The organism is Advenella mandrilli, from assembly GCF_016595155.1.
In the GTDB taxonomy this organism is placed as follows: domain Bacteria; phylum Pseudomonadota; class Gammaproteobacteria; order Burkholderiales; family Burkholderiaceae_B; genus Advenella; species Advenella mandrilli.
The window spans coordinates 165,546-183,951 of sequence record NZ_JAENGP010000003.1; the positions used below are offsets into that span (position 1 = coordinate 165,546).

Genomic DNA, 18,406 nt, shown 5'->3' on the forward strand with positions numbered 1-18,406 from the left:
TAAGTGCTCTATGATACGAAAAATACAACGGAAATGCACGATGATTCATTTATTTTCTGTGCCTATTTCATAAAGATGATGCACCTGTGCTGTAAAGACACCTTGGCAGCCCTTTCGGGCACGTTCAAAGACACCCCCTCAAAGGCACTCGTCCAAATACAGAAACACGCCGGAGGGATCAAACAATCCCTTGACCCTGCCTTCCACATGCGTAATCGAATGGACCAGCCGCTCCCGCTCTTGCTCGCTAGGCATGACCATGCCCGGCGTGACTGCCGGTGCCTCGGGCATTTTACGAATAACCATTTCCTGGGCCCAGACCAGTGTTGCCTGGTGTCCCAAAAACAGGCGGGCCAAATTGATATCCGCATGAAGCGCCTTGAGGGCGTCCAGCCGGTACGAAAAAGGCCAGCATGCCAGGCCAAGGCTCCACTCGACATCATCTTCACGCAAAAGCTCAAACAGATTGGGAATGATTCTTTGCAAAGTTGGAATGGCAAGCGGAGATTCATCATTAACGCCAAAACCACCCAGGACTGCGGTTTTGCCATCGGCAAACATGACATGAATCCGCTCCAGGCCCGATGTATGGGTATAGCCGGGTCTGACATCATGGTATTGTGGGCTGGCCAACCAATGGGCCAGTGTCACATCGGCCGGCACCTGTTCGAATTGCCGGTAGCCCAGCGCCAGCAGTTGCCCGGCGGTAGCCGCCGGCTGGGCCAGACAAGCATTCTCTCCCATTGGCTCCACCTGCGACAGGGATGACTCAAGCCTGACGTTTAAACATGAACGGCCAATGACATTATCCCGCACGGAAACACCCTCCAGCACCATTGCCGTATCATATTCCGCACACAACGCCTGTAAATGCAGTGCATCGGCAAGCCGGCTGATCGTTACCGAAGCGGCGCCATAGCCTTCAAGCTCACCCTCATCCCGGATTTTTCCCTTGACAGAGCGGGCCACCCGCTGACAGAAATTTTGCCATGGGCTCTGGCTAACCGCTTTTTTGCCAAAACTCAAAAACGCACGACGATTCATAGTCATAATGACATTGCCACCTGAAAACAATTAAACAAACTTGCACATTTTAAGTGCTTTAGCACGGATGTGAATGACGGAACGCCGTCCACAAACTACAATCCATTATTATATTCAGCCGAATCCCCTTTTTTCGGCTTGTGTCTGCTGTTTTATTTTTTGCTGCCGAGCTTACAATGTCACGTATTGCCAACCGAATTGAAGAAGCCCTGACTTTTCAGGCTGTGGAAGTTACCAAAACAGCCCAAAAACTGAAAGAGCAGGGACAGGATATTATCAGTCTTGGAATTGGTGAGCCCGATTTTACCGCACCCGCCATTGTTGTTGAAACCCTTAACCATGCGGCAGAGGCCGGCTTGAGCGGTTACAGCCCGGCGCTGGGCATTGCGCCACTACGGGCGGAAATCGCCAATTATTACAAAAAAAGGTTTGGCGCCAGCGTCAACCCCGAACAGGTCATTATCACCTCGGGCGCTTCAGGCGCCCTGTCCCTAGCCTGTTTAAGCACGCTTAATCCCGGCGATGAAATCCTCATGCCAGACCCGGCCTATCCGGCCAACAGCAACTTTATTATTTGTGCCGGTGCCAAGCCCCGCCTGATTCCCTGCACCGCAGAAGAACGGTTTCAGCTATCGGCAGAAAAAATCATTGCCAACTGGAACAGCAACACCCGTGGCATCCTGATTGCCTCACCCAGCAACCCCACCGGCACCTCTGTGGACAATGAAGAACTGAAAAAAATTCTTAAGGTGGTTAAAGAGCGCAAGGGCCTGGTGATCATGGATGAAATTTATCTTGGCCTGAGCTATGACCACGATCCGGTTTCAGCCCTGGCTATCGACCCCGACATTATCGTGATTAACAGCTTTTCAAAATATTTTCATATGACAGGCTGGCGTCTGGGCTGGATGATCGTTCCTGAAGACATTGTGCCGGCCGTAGAAAAACTGGCCAGCAGCCTGTGCATTTGCCCTCCGACCCTGGCCCAGCATGCCGCTATTACCTGCTTTACCGACGAAGCCATGGCGATTTACGAAAAACGCCGGCTGGCCTTTAAGGAACGCCGAGATTACCTGCTGCCAGAACTTGAACGGCTGAAACTGAACGTACCGGTGGCACCCGATGGCGCTTTCTACATTTATGCCGATATCAGTTATTACGCTGATGACAGCGAGAAATTTGCCCAGGATCTGCTGAACGAAGCCGGTGTCGTGGTAATTCCAGGGCTTGATTTTGGGCCAGAGCATGCCAGCCGCATGATTCGCATTTCTTATGCCACCGGCCTGGACCGGTTAAAAGAGGCGATTGCCCGTCTGGAACCTTTCCTGCAAAAACAGGCCAACAAAAAATCAATAGAACTGCCCCAGGTTCTTTCCTAATGGGATCCCCGATTCAAGCGCAATACGTTTGCGCTCGGCCTGAACCCTTGCGGCATAACCGCTTCCCCCATTGGGGCCGGTTGCCCCAACGTAACAGGCCAGCCCACCATCTACCGAGCCCCTACGTTTGATACAGTCACGCAAAATCCGGGTTCCTACCCGGACATTGGCCACCGGATTCAGGGCTGACAATTTGCCGCCATAAAACTCGTCAAATTTTTCGGCATGCACCCGGGTCAGCACCTGCATCAGCCCCTGTGCGCCGACATGACTCTCGGCAAAAGGGTTATAACGTGACTCAATCGCAATAACGCCCAATACCAGCAAGGGATCAAGGTCTTTTTCTCGGGCCGTTTCATAAACAGTCAGAATCAGCGAGCCGGTCACATTGCGGGCCACCTTGAATTTACGCGCAATGTAATCCCTCAATAACTGCGCCTGGTGTGCCGACACGCCCGGTAGACTGAACTGCGGCTGGTCAATCGTCAGGTTGGCAAAAAACCCCTTTTCAGTCGCTGCTTCTTCCCCGCTTATGACAGACGCTGAAACCGCCTCCCGGGAGCGCCCATATTGATCATTCACCGCGAACAAACTCAGGAAGTCCTGCTCGGACACCATGGAGTTATCGGGTTCAAGCGCATCCAGCACGGCCAGCCGCACCTGCAGGAAACGGTCTTGCGCTGCCGGCAAAATGAATATGGCCGCCACCAGCACCATCGCGACAATCCCCAGATACATGAGCATTAAACGAATAAATTCATGCGCAAAAGAAACCACGCCCTGACGAAGCTGTCGGGTTTCCGGACCAATATCAAATAAAGCCATCTTTTATTGCCAACAAAAGGGTAAACCCTGAATATAACCCGAAAATTCATACATGCATAAAATATCAGGCCTACCAGGTTGCCAAACCCGATGAACAGCCACACCGACAGCCACCAGATACCCTATAATGAAGCTTCTTTATCCAATCTTGATAGGTCGAATAAATTGAAATACCGTGACCTGCGCGACTTCCTCAGTCAGCTCGACAAACTGAACAACCTGAAATCCATTCAAACGCCGGTTTCCACCCATCTTGAAATGACGGAAATCAGCGACCGCGTCTTACGCAAGGAAGGGCCTGCCCTGCTTTTTAAAAATGCCATGCACAATGGCCAGACGTCTGATATCCCGGTTCTTGCCAACCTGTTTGGCACGCCCCAGCGGGTTGCCTGGGGCATGGGGGCAGACAGCACCAGTGCCCTTAAGGAAATAGGTGAATTACTGGCTACCCTGCGTGAACCCGAGGCACCCAAAAGCCTGAAAGACGCTTTTGGCAAGGTTTCCATGCTCAAATCCGCACTTTGGGACATGGCACCCAAAATGCATCGCCACGCCCCCTGCCAGGAAATTATTTTTGAAGGCGATGATGTTGACCTTAACCGGCTGCCTATCCAGACCTGCTGGCCGGGCGATATTGCCCCCCTGATTACCTGGGGCCTGGTCATTACCAAAGGCCCGCTTGCCAAGCGCCAGAACCTGGGCATTTACCGCCAGCAACTCCTTGGCCGCAATAAACTTATCATGCGCTGGCTGTCACATCGTGGCGGCGCCCTTGATTTTCGTGATTTTGCCCTGGCCAATCCCGGCAAGCCGTTTCCCATTGCCGTGGCGCTAGGGGCAGACCCCGCCACCATCCTGGGCGCCGTCACGCCTGTTCCCGACAGCCTGTCCGAATACCAGTTTGCTGGCCTGCTGCGAGGTTCCCGCACCGAGCTGGTCAAGGCCATTGGCAGTGATTTATCCATTCCGGCCTCGGCCGAAATCGTGCTTGAAGGGCATATCCTTCCCTCATCCGATCCACGGGCCCTGGCTCCCTCGGTTCCCGAGGGCATGACGCCCCCTAAACAGTCTGCTTATGAAATGGCGCTGGAAGGTCCCTATGGCGACCATACCGGCTATTACAACGAGCAGGACTGGTTCCCGGTCTTTACGGTTGAACGCATTACCATGCGCAAAAACCCCATTTATCACTCCACCTATACCGGTAAACCCCCCGATGAACCCGCTGTGCTGGGAGTTGCCCTGAACGAGGTATTTGTTCCCCTTCTCAAGAAGCAACTGCCTGAAATCGTCGATTTTTACCTGCCCCCGGAAGGCTGCAGTTATCGACTGGCGGTGGTTTCCATTCGCAAACAATACGCTGGCCATGCCAAACGCGTCATGTTTGGCGTCTGGAGCATTTTGCGCCAGTTCATGTATACCAAGTTTATTATTGTGGTAGATGACGATATTGACACCCGCGACTGGAAAGAAGTCATTTGGGCCATGACCACCCGGATGGACCCGGTACGGGATACGCTACTGGTGGAAAACACCCCCATTGATTACCTGGACTTTGCCTCTCCGGTTTCTGGTCTGGGCGGCAAGATGGGGCTGGATGCCACCAACAAATGGCCCGGCGAAACCCAGCGTGAATGGGGCACCCCCATTAAAATGGATGCCAGCGTTAAAACCCGGGTGGATTCTCTGTGGAAGGATCTGGGTTTGTAGTAACCGGCTGACGGGAAGGCACTTCGCTTTCCCGGCCCTGAAATTTATTGTAAACAAACCAAGAAACCGCCGCCAGCACCACGGGCTTAAGCACCTTTGAACGGGTTTTGCTGGAGCGCAGCAAGAACCGGCCAACCAGCAGGCTAAGGCGGGGGTGCTTTTGAAGATAATCAAATACGGTAGAAGGGATACCCGTAAAACGGGACAGGCCCAAGGTGCCACTTTGCAAGAATTGCTGTTTAAGTGCCCGCGGCGACGCCGACAGGCCCAGCTTTCTGAAACTCAGGCTGGCAATTTCCCGCTCAACCTCTATGCGGGCAACCAGCAACTGTTTATGCAGCTCACGCTCTTTCCGGTTCATGGGCGATCCTTTTTGACAGCAGGTGTTTGCCGGTTCATAAAGCTCGCATCTTCTTGCAAGGCGTTAACGGTAGCGGCAAACGGCAGCTGTTTCCTGATGAGGCGGGAGCGGACATAGAAAAAGCAGGCCAATGCAGCCAGGGCATGAAACAACACCAACCCCAGCAACACAACAAAACGGTATTCGGTACCCCAAAAATACAGGCCAACCAATACCGTTGCGCTCATGAGGGCCAACAGAAAAAAAACAAAGCCAAACATGCTCAACCACAGCATGCCCAGCATACGTTCTTTTTCTTCGGCCAGTTCAAGTCCGAACAACTCCATACGGGTGGCAGCAACTTTAAAAAGGCTACCAACCGCATTCTTCAGATCATGCCTGACGGTCATAAAAGCGGTACCCTTTAAACCTTAACGACGGCCAATAATAACGCCCAGCAACAAACCAGCCAGGCCCACCATGCCAATAGAGCGCCATGGGTTTTCGTGAACGTATTCATCGGTAACCCGTGCTGCTTCCTTGCTTTGGACAATGGCTTTTTCCTGGGTTTCCTTGAAGGTATCGGTCGCCCGGTGAATCGCCCCCATCGCCCTGGCCCTTAATTCATGCGCTTTTTCTTCTCCCACACCCGCGGCTTCCTTCAGCAAAGCTTCTGCATCTTCAATACTTTTGCGCAGGGTTTCCAACAACTGCTCTTCGGTTTGCTCCAGACTTTTTCGTGTCGCCATTTGCTTTCTCCAAAAATTAAGGGGATTCAGAACATCATATATGATTTTAGGAAACCACCCTATAATAAAACATAAAAAAACATGACAGCCAATTACATCATTGTATGAATATAACGCAACAGTGTAATCGCTGCGTCACAAAAACCGGGGCTGGCAAACTATGTCTTAATCTTTCTGCCGGGTGCCAAAAATCCGGTCGCCGGCATCACCCAGCCCGGGAATGATATAACCGTTTTCATTCAGGCCCTCATCAACCGAAGCCGTGTAAATATCCACATCAGGATGCAGGCTGAGCACCTTTTCAATCCCCACAGGGGCCGCCACCAATACCAAGGCACGTATTTCACGGCAACCAGCCGCCTTCAGCATGTCGATGGTTGCCACCATAGAACCGCCAGTGGCCAACATGGGGTCGATAATCAGGGCAATTCGCTGATCCAGGTCATCCACCAGTTTTTTCAGATAGGTCGCGGCTTCAAGAGTTTCTTCATTGCGGGCAATCCCAACCGCACTCACCTTGGCGCCAGGCACCAGTGTCAGTACCCCTTCGAGCATGCCAATACCGGCACGCAAAATGGGCACCACGGTTACTTTCTTGCCGGCGATTTTTTCTACCACAACATTACCGCACCACCCCTTGATGGTGGTATTTTCAAGCGGAAAGTCTTTAGTGGCCTCATAGGTGAGCAATGCTGAAATTTCCTGGGCCAGTTCGCGAAAACTTTTTGTACTCAGCTCTACACTGCGCATAATGCCCAATTTATGTCTGATAAGGGGGTGCCGGATCTCGTGGATGGCCATAATTTCTCCGATGGATTCACAATACAATATAGTCAGTTTGCCAGCATTGGGAATGGGCATAACTTACCTGATCCATTCATTTCAATGGCACAGGATTAAACTGGCTTTATAATAACCCTTTCCCCGGCAACAACCATGCCGAAATGATAATACGCCCTCCGATATTTTTCCAATTACCTTTGCTGTTTTCATGTATCAGACCAACAATACGCTCACTGTTGCCGACTTCAATTATGAGTTGCCACAAGCGCTTATCGCCCAGACACCCCCAGCCTCTCGCGGGCAAAGCCGCCTGTTGCATATCGACCCGCAGGACCAGTTACACGACCTTGCCTTTGCCGATATCGTAAATTTGCTAAAACCCAACGACCTGCTTGTTTTTAACAACACCAAGGTCATCAAGGCACGCCTGCACGGACAAAAACAAAGCGGGGGCAAAATAGAAGCCTTAATCGAGCGCATTACCGAGCCCACCCGTGCCCTGGCCCATATCAAATCCAGCAAATCACCCAAGGCAGGTACCCGTCTGGTGTTTGAAAATGCCTTCGAGGCGGAAGTGCTGGGCCGCGAGGGTGAGTTGTTTGATCTTCGCTTCCCCAGCCATGTGCTGGACTTGCTGGATCAATACGGCGCCACACCCTTGCCACCGTATATCCAGCACGATGCCGATGCCTCCGATGACCAGCGATACCAAACGGTATACGCCCAGGAGCCCGGCGCGGTAGCCGCCCCGACCGCGGGCCTGCATTTTGATGATGCGCTGCTACAGCAAATAAAAGCAGCAGGCATTAACACTGCTTTTGTGACCCTGCACGTGGGCGCGGGCACCTTTCAGCCGGTGCGGGCAGAACAACTCAAAGACCACATTATGCATGCCGAATGGTATACCGTTGGACAGGAAACCGTAAATGCCATTTTACAAACCCGCGCCAAAGGCGGACGCGTCATTGCCGTAGGCACCACCAGCGTGCGGGCACTGGAATCGGCCGCCCGTCAAGGCGGCCTTGCCGGACCAAAATGTCCGCTTGCCCATTCTGACGATACCCGCCTGTTCATTACCCCAGGCTACGAATTCCAGGTCATCGACGGGCTCCTGACCAACTTTCATTTGCCCCAGTCCACCCTGCTCATGCTGGTTTCGGCACTGTGCGGCCTTGACACCATGCGCAAAGCCTATCAACATGCCATCGGTCAACAATACCGTTTTTTCAGCTATGGCGACGCCATGTTCATCGCGCCCCGCGCCTGAACGCGGCACAGCCCGCTACCCCGATCAAAATTATTTATATTGAAAAGATATGTCAGGACTCAAGTTTGAACTGTTAAAAACCGAAGGCAAGGCCCGTCGCGCCAGCATTACCCTGAACCATGGCACCGTGCAAACGCCCATGTTCATGCCGGTAGGCACTTATGGCAGCGTCAAGGCCATGTTGCCACACGAACTGGAGGAAATCGGTTCCCAGGTTGTTTTAGGCAATACCTTCCACCTTTGGCTGCGTCCGGGCACCGACGTCATCGAAAAACACGGTGGGCTGCATCAGTTCATGCAATGGAACAAACCCATCCTGACCGATTCCGGTGGTTTCCAGGTATTCAGCCTTAGTGACCTGCGCAGCAAAATTACCGAAGAAGGCGTCAAGTTCTCTTCACCTATTGATGGCGCCAAACTGCTGCTGACGCCAGAAGAATCCATGCGTATCCAGCGCGCCCTTAATTCAGACATCGTGATGGTATTTGATGAATGCACGCCCTATATGATAGATGGCCGGCCCGCCACCCAGGAAGAGGCCGCCCGCTCGATGCGCATGTCACTGCGCTGGGCCAAACGCTCCAAAGACAGTTTCAATCAGCTGGAAAACCCCAATGCTCTGTTTGGCATTGTTCAGGGCGGCATGTATGAATCCCTGCGTGACGAATCCCTGGCCGGCCTGACCGATATCGGTTTTCATGGTTATGCCATTGGTGGCCTGTCGGTGGGTGAACCCAAAGAAGACATGTTGCGCATTTTGCAGCATATCACCCACCAGCTGCCTGAAAATGCGCCGCGCTACCTGATGGGCGTTGGCACCCCCGAAGACCTGGTTGATGGCGTCGCTAATGGCGTGGACATGTTCGATTGCGTCATGCCTTCACGCAATGCCCGCAATGGCTGGCTGTTTACCCGCTTTGGCGACATCAAGATCCGCAATGCCCGTTACAAAGATGACACCCGGCCTTTAGACCCAAGCTGCCACTGCCATACCTGCAGCCACTTTTCCCGCGCTTACCTGCATCACCTGCAAAAAGCCAATGAAATTACCGGTGCCCGCTTAAACACCCTTCACAACCTGCATTACTATCTGAACCTGATGCAAGAAATGCGCACGGCACTGGATAACGGCACTTTTGCGCAATGGAAAGAACAATTCGCAAAAGACCGCGCAAAAGGCATCGAATAATCAAGTTCCGCTACAATATCCCGTTAATATAATTATTTTTTGGAGTTCCCCTATGTTGGTAACAGATTTATCACACGTTATTATTGCTCAAGCCGCCCCCGAGGGTGCCGCTGGCGGATTGGTTAGCTTCCTGCCAATCATCCTCATGTTTGTGGTGCTGTATTTCATGATGATCCGCCCACAAATGAAACGTCAGAAAGAACACAAAGCCATGGTCGAAGCGCTGGCCAAAGGCGACGAAATCATTACTTCAGGCGGCATGCTGGGTAAAGTCAGCAAAGTAACCGATAACTACATTACCATTGAAGTGTCTGATCTGGCTGAAAAACCGGTAGAAGTCCTGTTGCAGCGCGGTGCCGTTACCAACATCCTGCCCAAAGGCACCATCAAATCACTGTAAGGTTGCCCTGCCCTTAAGTTTTAAGGGCTTTCTTTTTTTAATTAACACATTTTTACGGCTACGGCATGAACCGCTATCCTCTCTGGAAATACCTAATGGTACTGGTTGCGTTGGTAATCGGTATTGTTTACACCATCCCGAACTTTTTCGGGGAATCGCCTGCTGTTCAGGTTTCTAGCGCAAACGTTACACTCAAGGTCGATCAACAGCTGTTAAGCCGCGTTGACAACATCCTTAAACAAAATAACATTCCCTACACTGGCTCTTATTTTCAGCAAAATGGTCCAGTTGGCACTATCCGCATCCGCTTCGAGTCCACCGACAACCAGCTCAAGGCCAAAGACATCCTTGAGCGTAGCCTGAATACCAATACACAAGAGGCCGATTATACGGTTGCCCTGAACCTGCTGTCCGGGTCGCCCGACTGGCTAACCCGTTTGGGGGCAAATCCGATGTACCTGGGTCTTGACTTGCGTGGTGGCGTCCACTTCCTGCTGCAGGTTGACATGAAAGGCGCACTGGAATCCCGCTATGACACCCTGACCACCGATATTCGCAGCATTCTTCGCGACCAGAAAATAAACGTCGAGTCCGTCAACAAGGTCGGATCCACCATTGTATCCACCTTTGCCTCTGATGCCGACCGCAGCAAAGCCATTGGCGCTTTCCGCAACCGCATCAACGAACTGACCTTTACCGAATCTGGCGAAAACGGCAAATTCATCCTGACCGGACAAATCAGCCCTAACGAAATCATCCGGGTAGAACAAACCGCCCTCAAACAAAACATTCTTACCCTGCATAACCGCATCAATGAATTGGGCGTTGCCGAGCCGGTTATCCAGCAGCAGGGCAATGACCGTATCGTTGTTCAGTTGCCCGGCATTCAGGATGTCGCCAAAGCCAAGGAAATTCTTGGCCGAACCGCCACCCTGCAATTGCGCATGGTCGACGACTCCCCCGCAGCCATGTCTGCCCTGGCCAGTGGCACGGTGCCATTCGGGCTGGAGTCTTTCAAGGACAGCGATGGACGTCCCATTCTGGTGCGCCGCCAGGTCCTGCTGACCGGTGAAAACCTGGAAAACGCACAAGCCGGCCGTAACCAGCAAACCCAGGAACCCACCGTCAACCTGACCCTGGACAATAAGGGTGCCCGCATTTTCCGCGACACCACCCGCGACAATATTGGCAAACGACTGGCTATTATCCTGTTTGAAAACAACCGTGGCCAAGTGGTGACCGCACCGGTGATTCGCAGTGAAATCCCCAACGGACAGGTTGAAATTTCAGGCAGCATGACCGCCCAGCAGGCAGCCGACGTATCCCTGTTGCTGCGTGCCGGTTCACTGGCCGCGCCCATGAGCATTATCGAGGAACGCACGATTGGCCCAAGCCTGGGTGCGGAAAACATCAAGAAAGGGTTTGACTCCACCCTGTACGGCTTCATTATGATTGCCGTGTTCATGATTATTTACTACCACCTGTTTGGCGTTTTCTCCTCCCTGGGTCTGATATTCAACGTCTTGCTGCTGCTGGCCCTGCTTTCCATGCTGCAGGCAACCCTTACCCTGCCGGGTATTGCGGCACTGGCCCTGACCCTGGGTATGGCGATTGACGCGAACGTGCTGATCAACGAACGGATCCGCGAGGAACTGCGTGGCGGTGCCTCACCGCAACAGGCCATCAATATCGGCTTTGACAAGGCATGGGGAACCATTCTTGACTCGAACCTGACCTCCCTGATTGTTGGCCTGACATTACTGGCTTTTGGCAGCGGTCCCATCCGTGGTTTTGCCGTGGTACATACCCTTGGCATCCTGACCTCCATGTTCTCTTCCGTGGTGGGTGTCCGTGCCCTGGTCAACCTTTGGTATGGCGGTCGTAAAAAGCTCAAGACACTGGCCATCGGTACTGTCTGGAAACCGGATGCAAAGAAATAAACCGCTTTCATCCACAAGCAAGGCTTAACACGAAAACAATGTACCTGAACCCTGGCGGTTCGGGTATCAGGAATTAAAATGGAATTATTCAGAATCCGTAAAACCATACCGTTCATGAAGTATGCGCCGATCCTTAACGCGATCAGTGCCATTACGTTCATACTGGCGGTATTTTTCATCGTTACCCGCGGTTTTCACCTATCTATTGAATTTACCGGTGGTACGGTGATGGAAGTCAATTACCAACAGCCAGCCGAACTGGACTCCATCCGCAATTCGGTAACTTCTTTGGGCTATACCGACTACCAGGTACAAAATTTTGGCACCTCGCAAGACGTCATGATTCGCCTTCCCATCCAGGAGGGCGTCTCGTCGGCCGAGCAAAGTGAAAAAGTCATGCAGGTTCTGCAACAGGCAGACCCCAATGCCGAACTGCGCCGGGTTGAGTTTGTTGGCCCACAGGTGGGTAGCGAACTGTTCAGCAACGGCCTGAAGGCATTTTTCTTTGTGATCCTGGGCATTATTGTGTACCTGGGTTTCCGCTTTGAATGGAAGTTCGCCATTGCCGGCATGATTGCCAACCTGCACGATGTGGTCATTATCCTGGGCTTTTTTGCCTTTTTCCAATGGGAGTTCTCTTTACCCGTACTGGCCGGTGTGCTGGCAGTACTTGGCTACTCTGTCAACGAATCGGTGGTTATCATGGACCGGATCCGTGAAAACTTCCGTAAACAGCGCAAAACCACGGTTCGTGAAGTCATTGACAGCTCCATTACCCAAACCATCTCCCGAACCATTATTACTCACGGTTCTACCCAGATGATGGTGTTGTCCATGTTCTTTTTTGGTGGCCCAACCCTGCATTATTTTTCGCTGGCCTTAACCATCGGGATCTGGTTTGGCATTTATTCCTCGGTTTTCGTGGCCGCTTCCCTTGCCATGTGGCTGGGTGTCAAGCGTGAAGACATGATCAAAGCGCCCAAAAAAGAAGACCCTGCCACCGAAATCATCGAAGGTTAATTCGCACGTTAAATTAAACGGGTTTAAAAAACATGACCGTTAAACTGCCCCCAACAGCCGGACACCACCGGTTTTTTGGGGGCAGTTTAATTTGGACTCATTTTTCAATGTAAAAACAAACAGATAGAAAAAAGAGCGACAATAAGAGTACAATCTGCTTTTTCCTTTTTTGCCCCCGGGTTCAAACCCGCACCGGTATTCAATTATGCAAGAAACAAACCTCAAACGTCCCGGCTTTAACCCCGAAGCGGTTAAACCTGCTGAATCTCCCCTATCTTCCCTGGCCGCCCCCGATGGCAGCCCCCGCAAGCTTTACATCAAGACTTTCGGCTGCCAGATGAATGAATATGACTCTGACAAAATGGCCGATGTCCTGCGTGAAAACCAGGGTCTTGAACTCACCAACGATCCGGAAGATGCTGACGTCATCCTGTTCAACACCTGTTCAATCCGTGAAAAAGCCCAGGAAAAGGTCTTTTCAGACCTGGGGCGTGCCAATCAGCTCAAACAGAAAAAACCAAACCTGCTCATTGGCGTAGGCGGTTGCGTGGCCAGCCAGGAAGGGGCCACCATCATTCGCCGGGCCCCCTATGTAGACGTTGTTTTCGGTCCCCAAACCCTGCACCGCCTGCCAGACCTGATTAGCAAGCGGCACGAAACCGGTCGCTCGCAGGTAGACATCAGCTTCCCCGAAATTGAAAAGTTCGACGCCCTGCCACCGGCTCGCGTTGACGGCCCGTCGGCCTTCGTTTCCATCATGGAAGGCTGTAGCAAATACTGCAGTTTTTGCGTCGTTCCCTATACCCGTGGCGAAGAAATTTCCCGTCCGTTTGAAGACGTTTTACAAGAAGTGGCCGACCTGGCAGACCAAGGGGTAAAAGAAGTCAACCTGCTGGGCCAGAACGTCAATGCCTATCGCGGTACCATGGGTGACAGTGGTGAAATTGCCGACTTTGCCATGCTGCTTGAGTATGTTCATGAAATCCCGGGCATTGAACGCATTCGCTATACCACTTCCCACCCCAAGGAAATGACCAACCGCTTAATTGAAGCGCACGGCGCCCTGCCCAAGCTGGTGCCTTTCCTGCACCTGCCCATCCAGACTGGCAGCGACCGCATCCTGGCCGCCATGAAACGAGGCTATACCGGGCTTGAGTTCAAGGCACTGGCACGCAAACTGTATGCGGCTCGCCCAGGCCTGACCCTGTCTTCCGATTTCATCGTGGGCTTTCCCGGTGAAACCGATGCCGACTTTGAAACCACCATGAAACTGATCGAAGACGTCAATTTTGATACGTCGTTTTCCTTCATCTACTCACGCCGCCCAGGTACCCCGGCCGCCGACCTGCATGATGACACTCCCTACGACGTCAAGCTCAAGCGCCTGCAACGCCTGCAGGCCCAAATCACCAAACAGGCCAAGGCCATCAGCCACGCCATGCTGAACACGGTTCAGCCGGTGCTGGTCGAGGGCGAATCACGCCGCGATAAAAATGAACTAACCGGACGCACCGAAAACAACCGGATCGTCAATTTTTCTGCGCCTAAACGCCTCATCGGTCAAATCGTCAATGTCCGCATTACCGATGTCTACACCAACTCGCTACGCGGCAATGTGGTCACCAGCGAGCAGGTAGACTAATGGCAACCAAACGCAATCAGCCGCTCATCGTCACGCTTGATGGTGACAACATGCAATTGGCCAACCTGTGCGGCCCCCTTGATGAAAACCTGCGGCAAATCGCCCAGGCCTGGGGGGTCAAACTGGGCCGTAACGGCAACCGCATTACCCTTGAAGGCGAACAGGCACTGAAAGCGGGCAACAGCATTGAGATTTTTCACCGCCGTGCCCGCCATAAAGACCTGACCATTGACGATATCCAGCTGGGCCTGGTGGAACAGAAAGCCTCTCCGCACAAAGTGCCCCCGACCTTGTCTGCCCAACCTGAAGAACAGGACGACTTACCGCCACTGGACGATGAAAGCGACACCATTGTTTTGCGTACAAGACGCAGCGACCTGCGACCCAGAACACCCAGTCAGCGCCAGTACCTGAATAATGTTCTGCGCAATGACATTACCTTTGGTACCGGCCCGGCCGGTACTGGCAAAACCTGGCTGGCCGTCGCCTGCGCGATTGATGCCCTGGAACGGGAAAACGTACAGCGTATTATTTTAACCCGCCCTGCCGTAGAGGCTGGCGAACGCCTGGGGTTTCTGCCCGGCGACCTGGCCCAGAAAGTAGACCCATACCTGCGCCCCTTATATGACGCGCTTTACGACCTGATGGGCTTTGAAAAAGTACAGCGTCTGTTTGAAAAGCAAACCATTGAAATCGCACCGCTGGCCTATATGCGCGGACGTACCCTGAATCATGCCTTTGTCATTCTTGACGAAGCCCAGAACACCACGCCGGAACAAATGAAAATGTTCCTGACCCGGATTGGTTTTGGCAGCAAGGCCATTATTACGGGTGACCCGTCACAAATTGACCTGCCCAAAGGACAAAAAAGCGGCCTGTCCCATGCCCTGCAAGTTTTACAGTTGGTCGAAGGCATTGCTTTTTCCCGCTTCTCCAGCAAAGACGTGGTTCGTCACCCGCTGGTGGCGCGCATCATCGATGCCTATGATGAATCAGAGACGGCATCCAGCCTCCCTTCCCGTTAATCCCCTTACCGTTAACCATCATGCCAGAACCCGTTCTTAGCTTTACCGTTCAATACGCCGTTGATGTGCCGGAACTGTCCCGCCAGCAACTGCGTGCCTGGGCTCTGAAAGCGGTTCAGGCGGCCTGCCAGGACTGTCCCGATGCGTTCCAGCGTGCTGAACTGACCCTGCGCCTGGTAGACACCGATGAAGGCCGGTCACTCAATGCCAGTTACCGCAACAAAGATTACGCCACCAACGTCCTGACCTTTGAATATGGGGTTGACCCGGAAGGCACGGCCCACGGAGATATCATCCTGTGCCTGGATGTCCTGAAAAAAGAAGCCACCGAACAGGGCAAGCCATTCAAAAACCATGCCGCCCACCTGGTCATTCACGGCACCCTCCATGCGCTGGGCTACGACCATATCAGCAACGATGAAGCCGAACACATGGAGGCCATGGAAATTGCCATCCTGACGCGCCTACATATCGAAAACCCTTATCTGGAACGTTAATCATCCACGAAAAAAAGCACATTTAAGGGGGAAATTCAGGCATTTTCAATGAACAAGCCGATATTTCATCAAAACAGAATAATTTTGAGTTATGCTTGAATTTCCATTAACTAGACGTCCAGAGATGTCAACAGACCCATACCCTCCCAGCGAGCCTGACCCAGAATCAAAGTCAGCCAAAAAATCCGCCACACGCTCTTTATTGCAGCGTTTTAAAACCCTTATAGGCCAAAGCGAGCCCGAAGACCGTGAGGACATCCAGGAAATCCTGTGTGCCGCGCATGACAGGGAAATCCTCGATGACGACTCCTACACAATGATCCTGGGCTCCATTTCGGTGACTGAAAAAAATGTCAGTGACATCATGGTGCCCCGCTCACGCATCGACATGCTTGATGCCTCGCAATCCCTGCAAGATCTCCTGCCCATCATTATTGATACGGCACACTCGCGCTTTCCCGTCTATGAAAACGAGCGCGACAACATTATCGGCATTTTGCTGGCCAAAGATTTACTGCGTTTTTTCAGCGACCCAAACCTGGGTATCCGCGACCTGATCCGGCCTGCCTATTTTGTGCCCGAAACCAAAAAACTCAACCAACTATTGCGTGACTTCAAGGAAACCCGCAATCACATCGCCATCGCCATCGATGAATACGGCAGTATTACCGGCCTGATCACGATGGAAGATGTGCTTGAGCAAATTGTGGGCGACATTGAAGACGAATACGATGAAGAAGCCGAACAAACCATTTTCCCCGAATCGGAAAACGCCTGGCGGGTCATGGCCATCACCGATATCAGCGACTTCAATCAAACCATCAACAGCCATATTCCCGAAGAGGACTATGACACCATTGGTGGCTGGCTGGCCGCTGAACTGGATCACATCCCCCAACGTGGAGACACGCATGACCATGAAAACCTCCGGTTCCGGGTCTTGCGCGCCGATGCGCGGCGTGCCTTGTGGCTGCACGTCAAACGTTCTACGCCATCTGCAGTTTCCAACAAAGACCATTAAACCATGATGCACCGGCTTTTACTGCTTGCAGCGGGCGCCTTGCACGCCCTGAGTTTTTCTGTTTCCCCGCTTCCTGCATGGAGCCTGCCGTTAACGCAAATCCTTACCCTAGCCATATTGGCCTGGTATGTGCTTAGAGCGGGCAACGTACGCCAGGCCGCCTGGCATGCTGCCTGGTTCAGCATCAGCAATTTCTGCACGGGCATCTATTGGCTGTTCATTAGCATGAATACTTACGGGGCACTGGCTGCCCCGCTGGCGGCCGCCGCTGTCTTCCTGCTGTCGGCCTACCTAAGCCTTTATCCCATCCTCGCGGCCAGCGTAACCCGCTACCTGTCGCGCAGCTCAATAGCCAGTTTTGTGCTGGTCTGGGCCAGCAGCATGGCGCTGTCAGAATGGCTGCGCAGCTTCATCTTTACCGGTTTCCCCTGGAACAGTACGGGCTATGCCCACACAGGCAGCATCCTGTCCGCCTGGGCGCCCGTGCTGGGCGTTTACGGTGTGGGTTTCATGGCAGCACTGGTATCCGCATTGCTTGCAGCCTATTTTGCTTTCCTGCAAAAACAGCAGCGTAAAGCCGCCACCCTTTGCCTGGCATCCATGGCCGGCCTGCTTGTCATTAGTTTTGGCCTGAAACAAATTACCTGGCACCAGCCCCATGGCAACCCTATCTCCATCAGACTTATTCAGGGCAATATTTCACAAGACCGAAAATTCCACCCAGATACTATGCTGGAAAGCATCCACGAGAATCTTGACCTTGCCTTACTAGCACCCGCCAATCCCGATGCCCCCGCAAAAGTCATCATTTTTCCGGAAACCATTATTCCCGGTTTCCAGGACAGGATGAGCCCGCAATTCTGGCAATCAGTCACCCAATTGGCCGAAAACACCCAAAGTGTTTTTTTCATGGGCGTACCCCTGCGCACCCTGGATCATCGTGGCCAGCGCTACACCAATAGCGTGATCGCCCTTGATGGCAAGACAAGCGTTGAAGCATTAATGTCCGGCCTTGGGCTGCCGGTTTATGACAAACAGCACCTGGTTCCCTTTGGCGAATTTATTCCCTACGGTTTTCGCTGGTTTGTGCACGCCATTGGCATCCCCCTTGGTGATTTTGACCGTGGCACCGCTTTACAACAAAACTTCGTGGTGCAAGACCAAGTTTTTGCCCCTAACATTTGCTATGAAGATGTCTTTGGCGAAGAGCTGTTGCCTGCCCTATTTACCCGCCCGGACGGCTCACCCGGTGCCAGTATTATGTTTAACGTGAGTAACCTGGCCTGGTTTGGCGATACTTTTGCCCTGGGGCAGCATTTGCAAATTGCCCGCATGCGCAGCATGGAAACCGCCCGCCCAATGGTACGTGCCACCAATACCGGTACAACCGCCGCCATAGACGCCAATGGCAACTTAATTGCCGCCCTGCCTACCACCATTCCGGGTGTATTGGATGTACAGGTACAGGGAACGCAAGGCCATACCCTTTATGCACGCACCGGAAACAGCCTGATCATTATATTGTCATTGCTTTGCATTGGCCTGGGCATGTTTTTCAGAAAAAAACCTTAATTA

18 protein-coding genes are annotated in these 18,406 nt (G+C 52.7%); 12 read left to right on the forward strand and 6 right to left on the reverse strand.

What is annotated here, in order from left to right; genetic code table 11:
- Positions 1-138: 138 nt before the first annotated feature.
- The gene (locus tag JHL22_RS03840) at positions 139-1,050 is read right to left on the reverse strand and encodes a hypothetical protein (RefSeq protein ID WP_200233984.1); all 912 of its coding nucleotides are present in this window, start codon (positions 1,048-1,050) and stop codon (positions 139-141) included.
- 170 nt (positions 1,051-1,220) lie between these two features.
- Here JHL22_RS03840 and JHL22_RS03845 point away from each other — a divergent pair, with 170 nt between their 5' ends.
- Positions 1,221-2,423 (forward strand): pyridoxal phosphate-dependent aminotransferase, encoded by a 1,203-nt coding sequence (locus JHL22_RS03845; RefSeq protein ID WP_200233986.1) that lies wholly within the window; start codon positions 1,221-1,223, stop codon positions 2,421-2,423.
- On the opposite strand, the gene JHL22_RS03850 is transcribed toward JHL22_RS03845, so the two are convergent.
- Positions 2,394-3,248 carry a lytic transglycosylase domain-containing protein gene (locus JHL22_RS03850; RefSeq protein WP_200233988.1) on the reverse strand — a complete coding sequence of 285 codons (855 nt, stop codon included), beginning with the start codon at positions 3,246-3,248 and terminating at the stop codon, positions 2,394-2,396. The two genes, JHL22_RS03845 and JHL22_RS03850, sit on opposite strands and share 30 nt — an antisense overlap.
- Positions 3,249-3,413: 165 nt before the next feature.
- Between JHL22_RS03850 and ubiD the strand changes: the two genes are divergently transcribed.
- Positions 3,414-4,958, forward strand: a complete 1,545-nt coding sequence (gene ubiD / locus JHL22_RS03855; protein ID WP_200234303.1) for a 4-hydroxy-3-polyprenylbenzoate decarboxylase — start codon at positions 3,414-3,416, stop codon at positions 4,956-4,958.
- On the opposite strand, the gene JHL22_RS03860 is transcribed toward ubiD, so the two are convergent.
- The 4 genes from JHL22_RS03860 to upp form a co-directional block, all read right to left on the reverse strand.
- Entirely contained in the window at positions 4,915-5,319 is a 405-nt protein-coding gene (locus tag JHL22_RS03860) for a hypothetical protein (protein WP_200233989.1), read from the reverse strand. The genes ubiD and JHL22_RS03860 overlap by 44 nt on opposite strands.
- Positions 5,316-5,708 carry a phage holin family protein gene (locus JHL22_RS03865; RefSeq protein ID WP_200233991.1) on the reverse strand — a complete coding sequence of 131 codons (393 nt, stop codon included), beginning with the start codon at positions 5,706-5,708 and terminating at the stop codon, positions 5,316-5,318. Before JHL22_RS03865 ends, JHL22_RS03860 begins: the two co-directional genes overlap by 4 nt.
- Before the next feature lie 21 nt (positions 5,709-5,729).
- Positions 5,730-6,047 carry an ElaB/YgaM/YqjD family protein gene (locus JHL22_RS03870; protein WP_200233993.1) on the reverse strand — a complete coding sequence of 106 codons (318 nt, stop codon included), beginning with the start codon at positions 6,045-6,047 and terminating at the stop codon, positions 5,730-5,732.
- A gap of 165 nt (positions 6,048-6,212) precedes the next feature.
- Positions 6,213-6,848 (reverse strand): uracil phosphoribosyltransferase, encoded by a 636-nt coding sequence (gene upp, locus JHL22_RS03875; RefSeq protein WP_200233995.1) that lies wholly within the window; start codon positions 6,846-6,848, stop codon positions 6,213-6,215.
- A 190-nt stretch (positions 6,849-7,038) separates the two neighbouring features.
- On the opposite strand from upp, the gene queA reads away from it, so the two are divergent.
- From queA to lnt, 10 genes are all read left to right on the forward strand, one after another.
- Positions 7,039-8,097, forward strand: a complete 1,059-nt coding sequence (gene queA / locus JHL22_RS03880; RefSeq protein WP_200233997.1) for a tRNA preQ1(34) S-adenosylmethionine ribosyltransferase-isomerase QueA — start codon at positions 7,039-7,041, stop codon at positions 8,095-8,097.
- Between the two features lie 49 nt (positions 8,098-8,146).
- A complete protein-coding gene (tgt, locus tag JHL22_RS03885) occupies positions 8,147-9,286 on the forward strand; it encodes a tRNA guanosine(34) transglycosylase Tgt (protein WP_200234000.1) in 1,140 nt (379 codons plus the stop codon).
- Between the two features lie 52 nt (positions 9,287-9,338).
- Complete coding sequence (gene yajC / locus JHL22_RS03890) at positions 9,339-9,686, forward strand: preprotein translocase subunit YajC (RefSeq protein WP_200234002.1); 348 nt, start codon at positions 9,339-9,341, stop codon at positions 9,684-9,686.
- A gap of 65 nt (positions 9,687-9,751) precedes the next feature.
- Positions 9,752-11,626, forward strand: a complete 1,875-nt coding sequence (gene secD, locus JHL22_RS03895) for a protein translocase subunit SecD (protein WP_200234004.1) — start codon at positions 9,752-9,754, stop codon at positions 11,624-11,626.
- A gap of 78 nt (positions 11,627-11,704) precedes the next feature.
- Positions 11,705-12,646 carry a protein translocase subunit SecF gene (gene secF, locus JHL22_RS03900; protein ID WP_200234006.1) on the forward strand — a complete coding sequence of 314 codons (942 nt, stop codon included), beginning with the start codon at positions 11,705-11,707 and terminating at the stop codon, positions 12,644-12,646.
- A 205-nt stretch (positions 12,647-12,851) separates the two neighbouring features.
- On the forward strand, positions 12,852-14,288 hold the full coding sequence (gene miaB / locus JHL22_RS03905; protein ID WP_200234008.1) for a tRNA (N6-isopentenyl adenosine(37)-C2)-methylthiotransferase MiaB: 1,437 nt from the start codon (positions 12,852-12,854) through the stop codon (positions 14,286-14,288).
- Positions 14,288-15,313 (forward strand): PhoH family protein, encoded by a 1,026-nt coding sequence (locus tag JHL22_RS03910; protein ID WP_200234010.1) that lies wholly within the window; start codon positions 14,288-14,290, stop codon positions 15,311-15,313. The genes miaB and JHL22_RS03910 overlap by 1 nt, the downstream gene beginning before the upstream one ends.
- Before the next feature lie 20 nt (positions 15,314-15,333).
- Positions 15,334-15,810: an rRNA maturation RNase YbeY gene (ybeY, locus tag JHL22_RS03915; protein WP_200234012.1), complete on the forward strand. Its 477-nt coding sequence runs from the start codon at positions 15,334-15,336 to the stop codon at positions 15,808-15,810.
- A 124-nt stretch (positions 15,811-15,934) separates the two neighbouring features.
- A complete protein-coding gene (locus tag JHL22_RS03920) occupies positions 15,935-16,831 on the forward strand; it encodes a CorC family transporter (RefSeq protein WP_200234021.1) in 897 nt (298 codons plus the stop codon).
- Positions 16,832-16,834: 3 nt separating this feature from the next.
- Positions 16,835-18,403: an apolipoprotein N-acyltransferase gene (gene lnt / locus JHL22_RS03925; RefSeq protein ID WP_200234023.1), complete on the forward strand. Its 1,569-nt coding sequence runs from the start codon at positions 16,835-16,837 to the stop codon at positions 18,401-18,403.
- Positions 18,404-18,406: the final 3 nt, after the last annotated feature.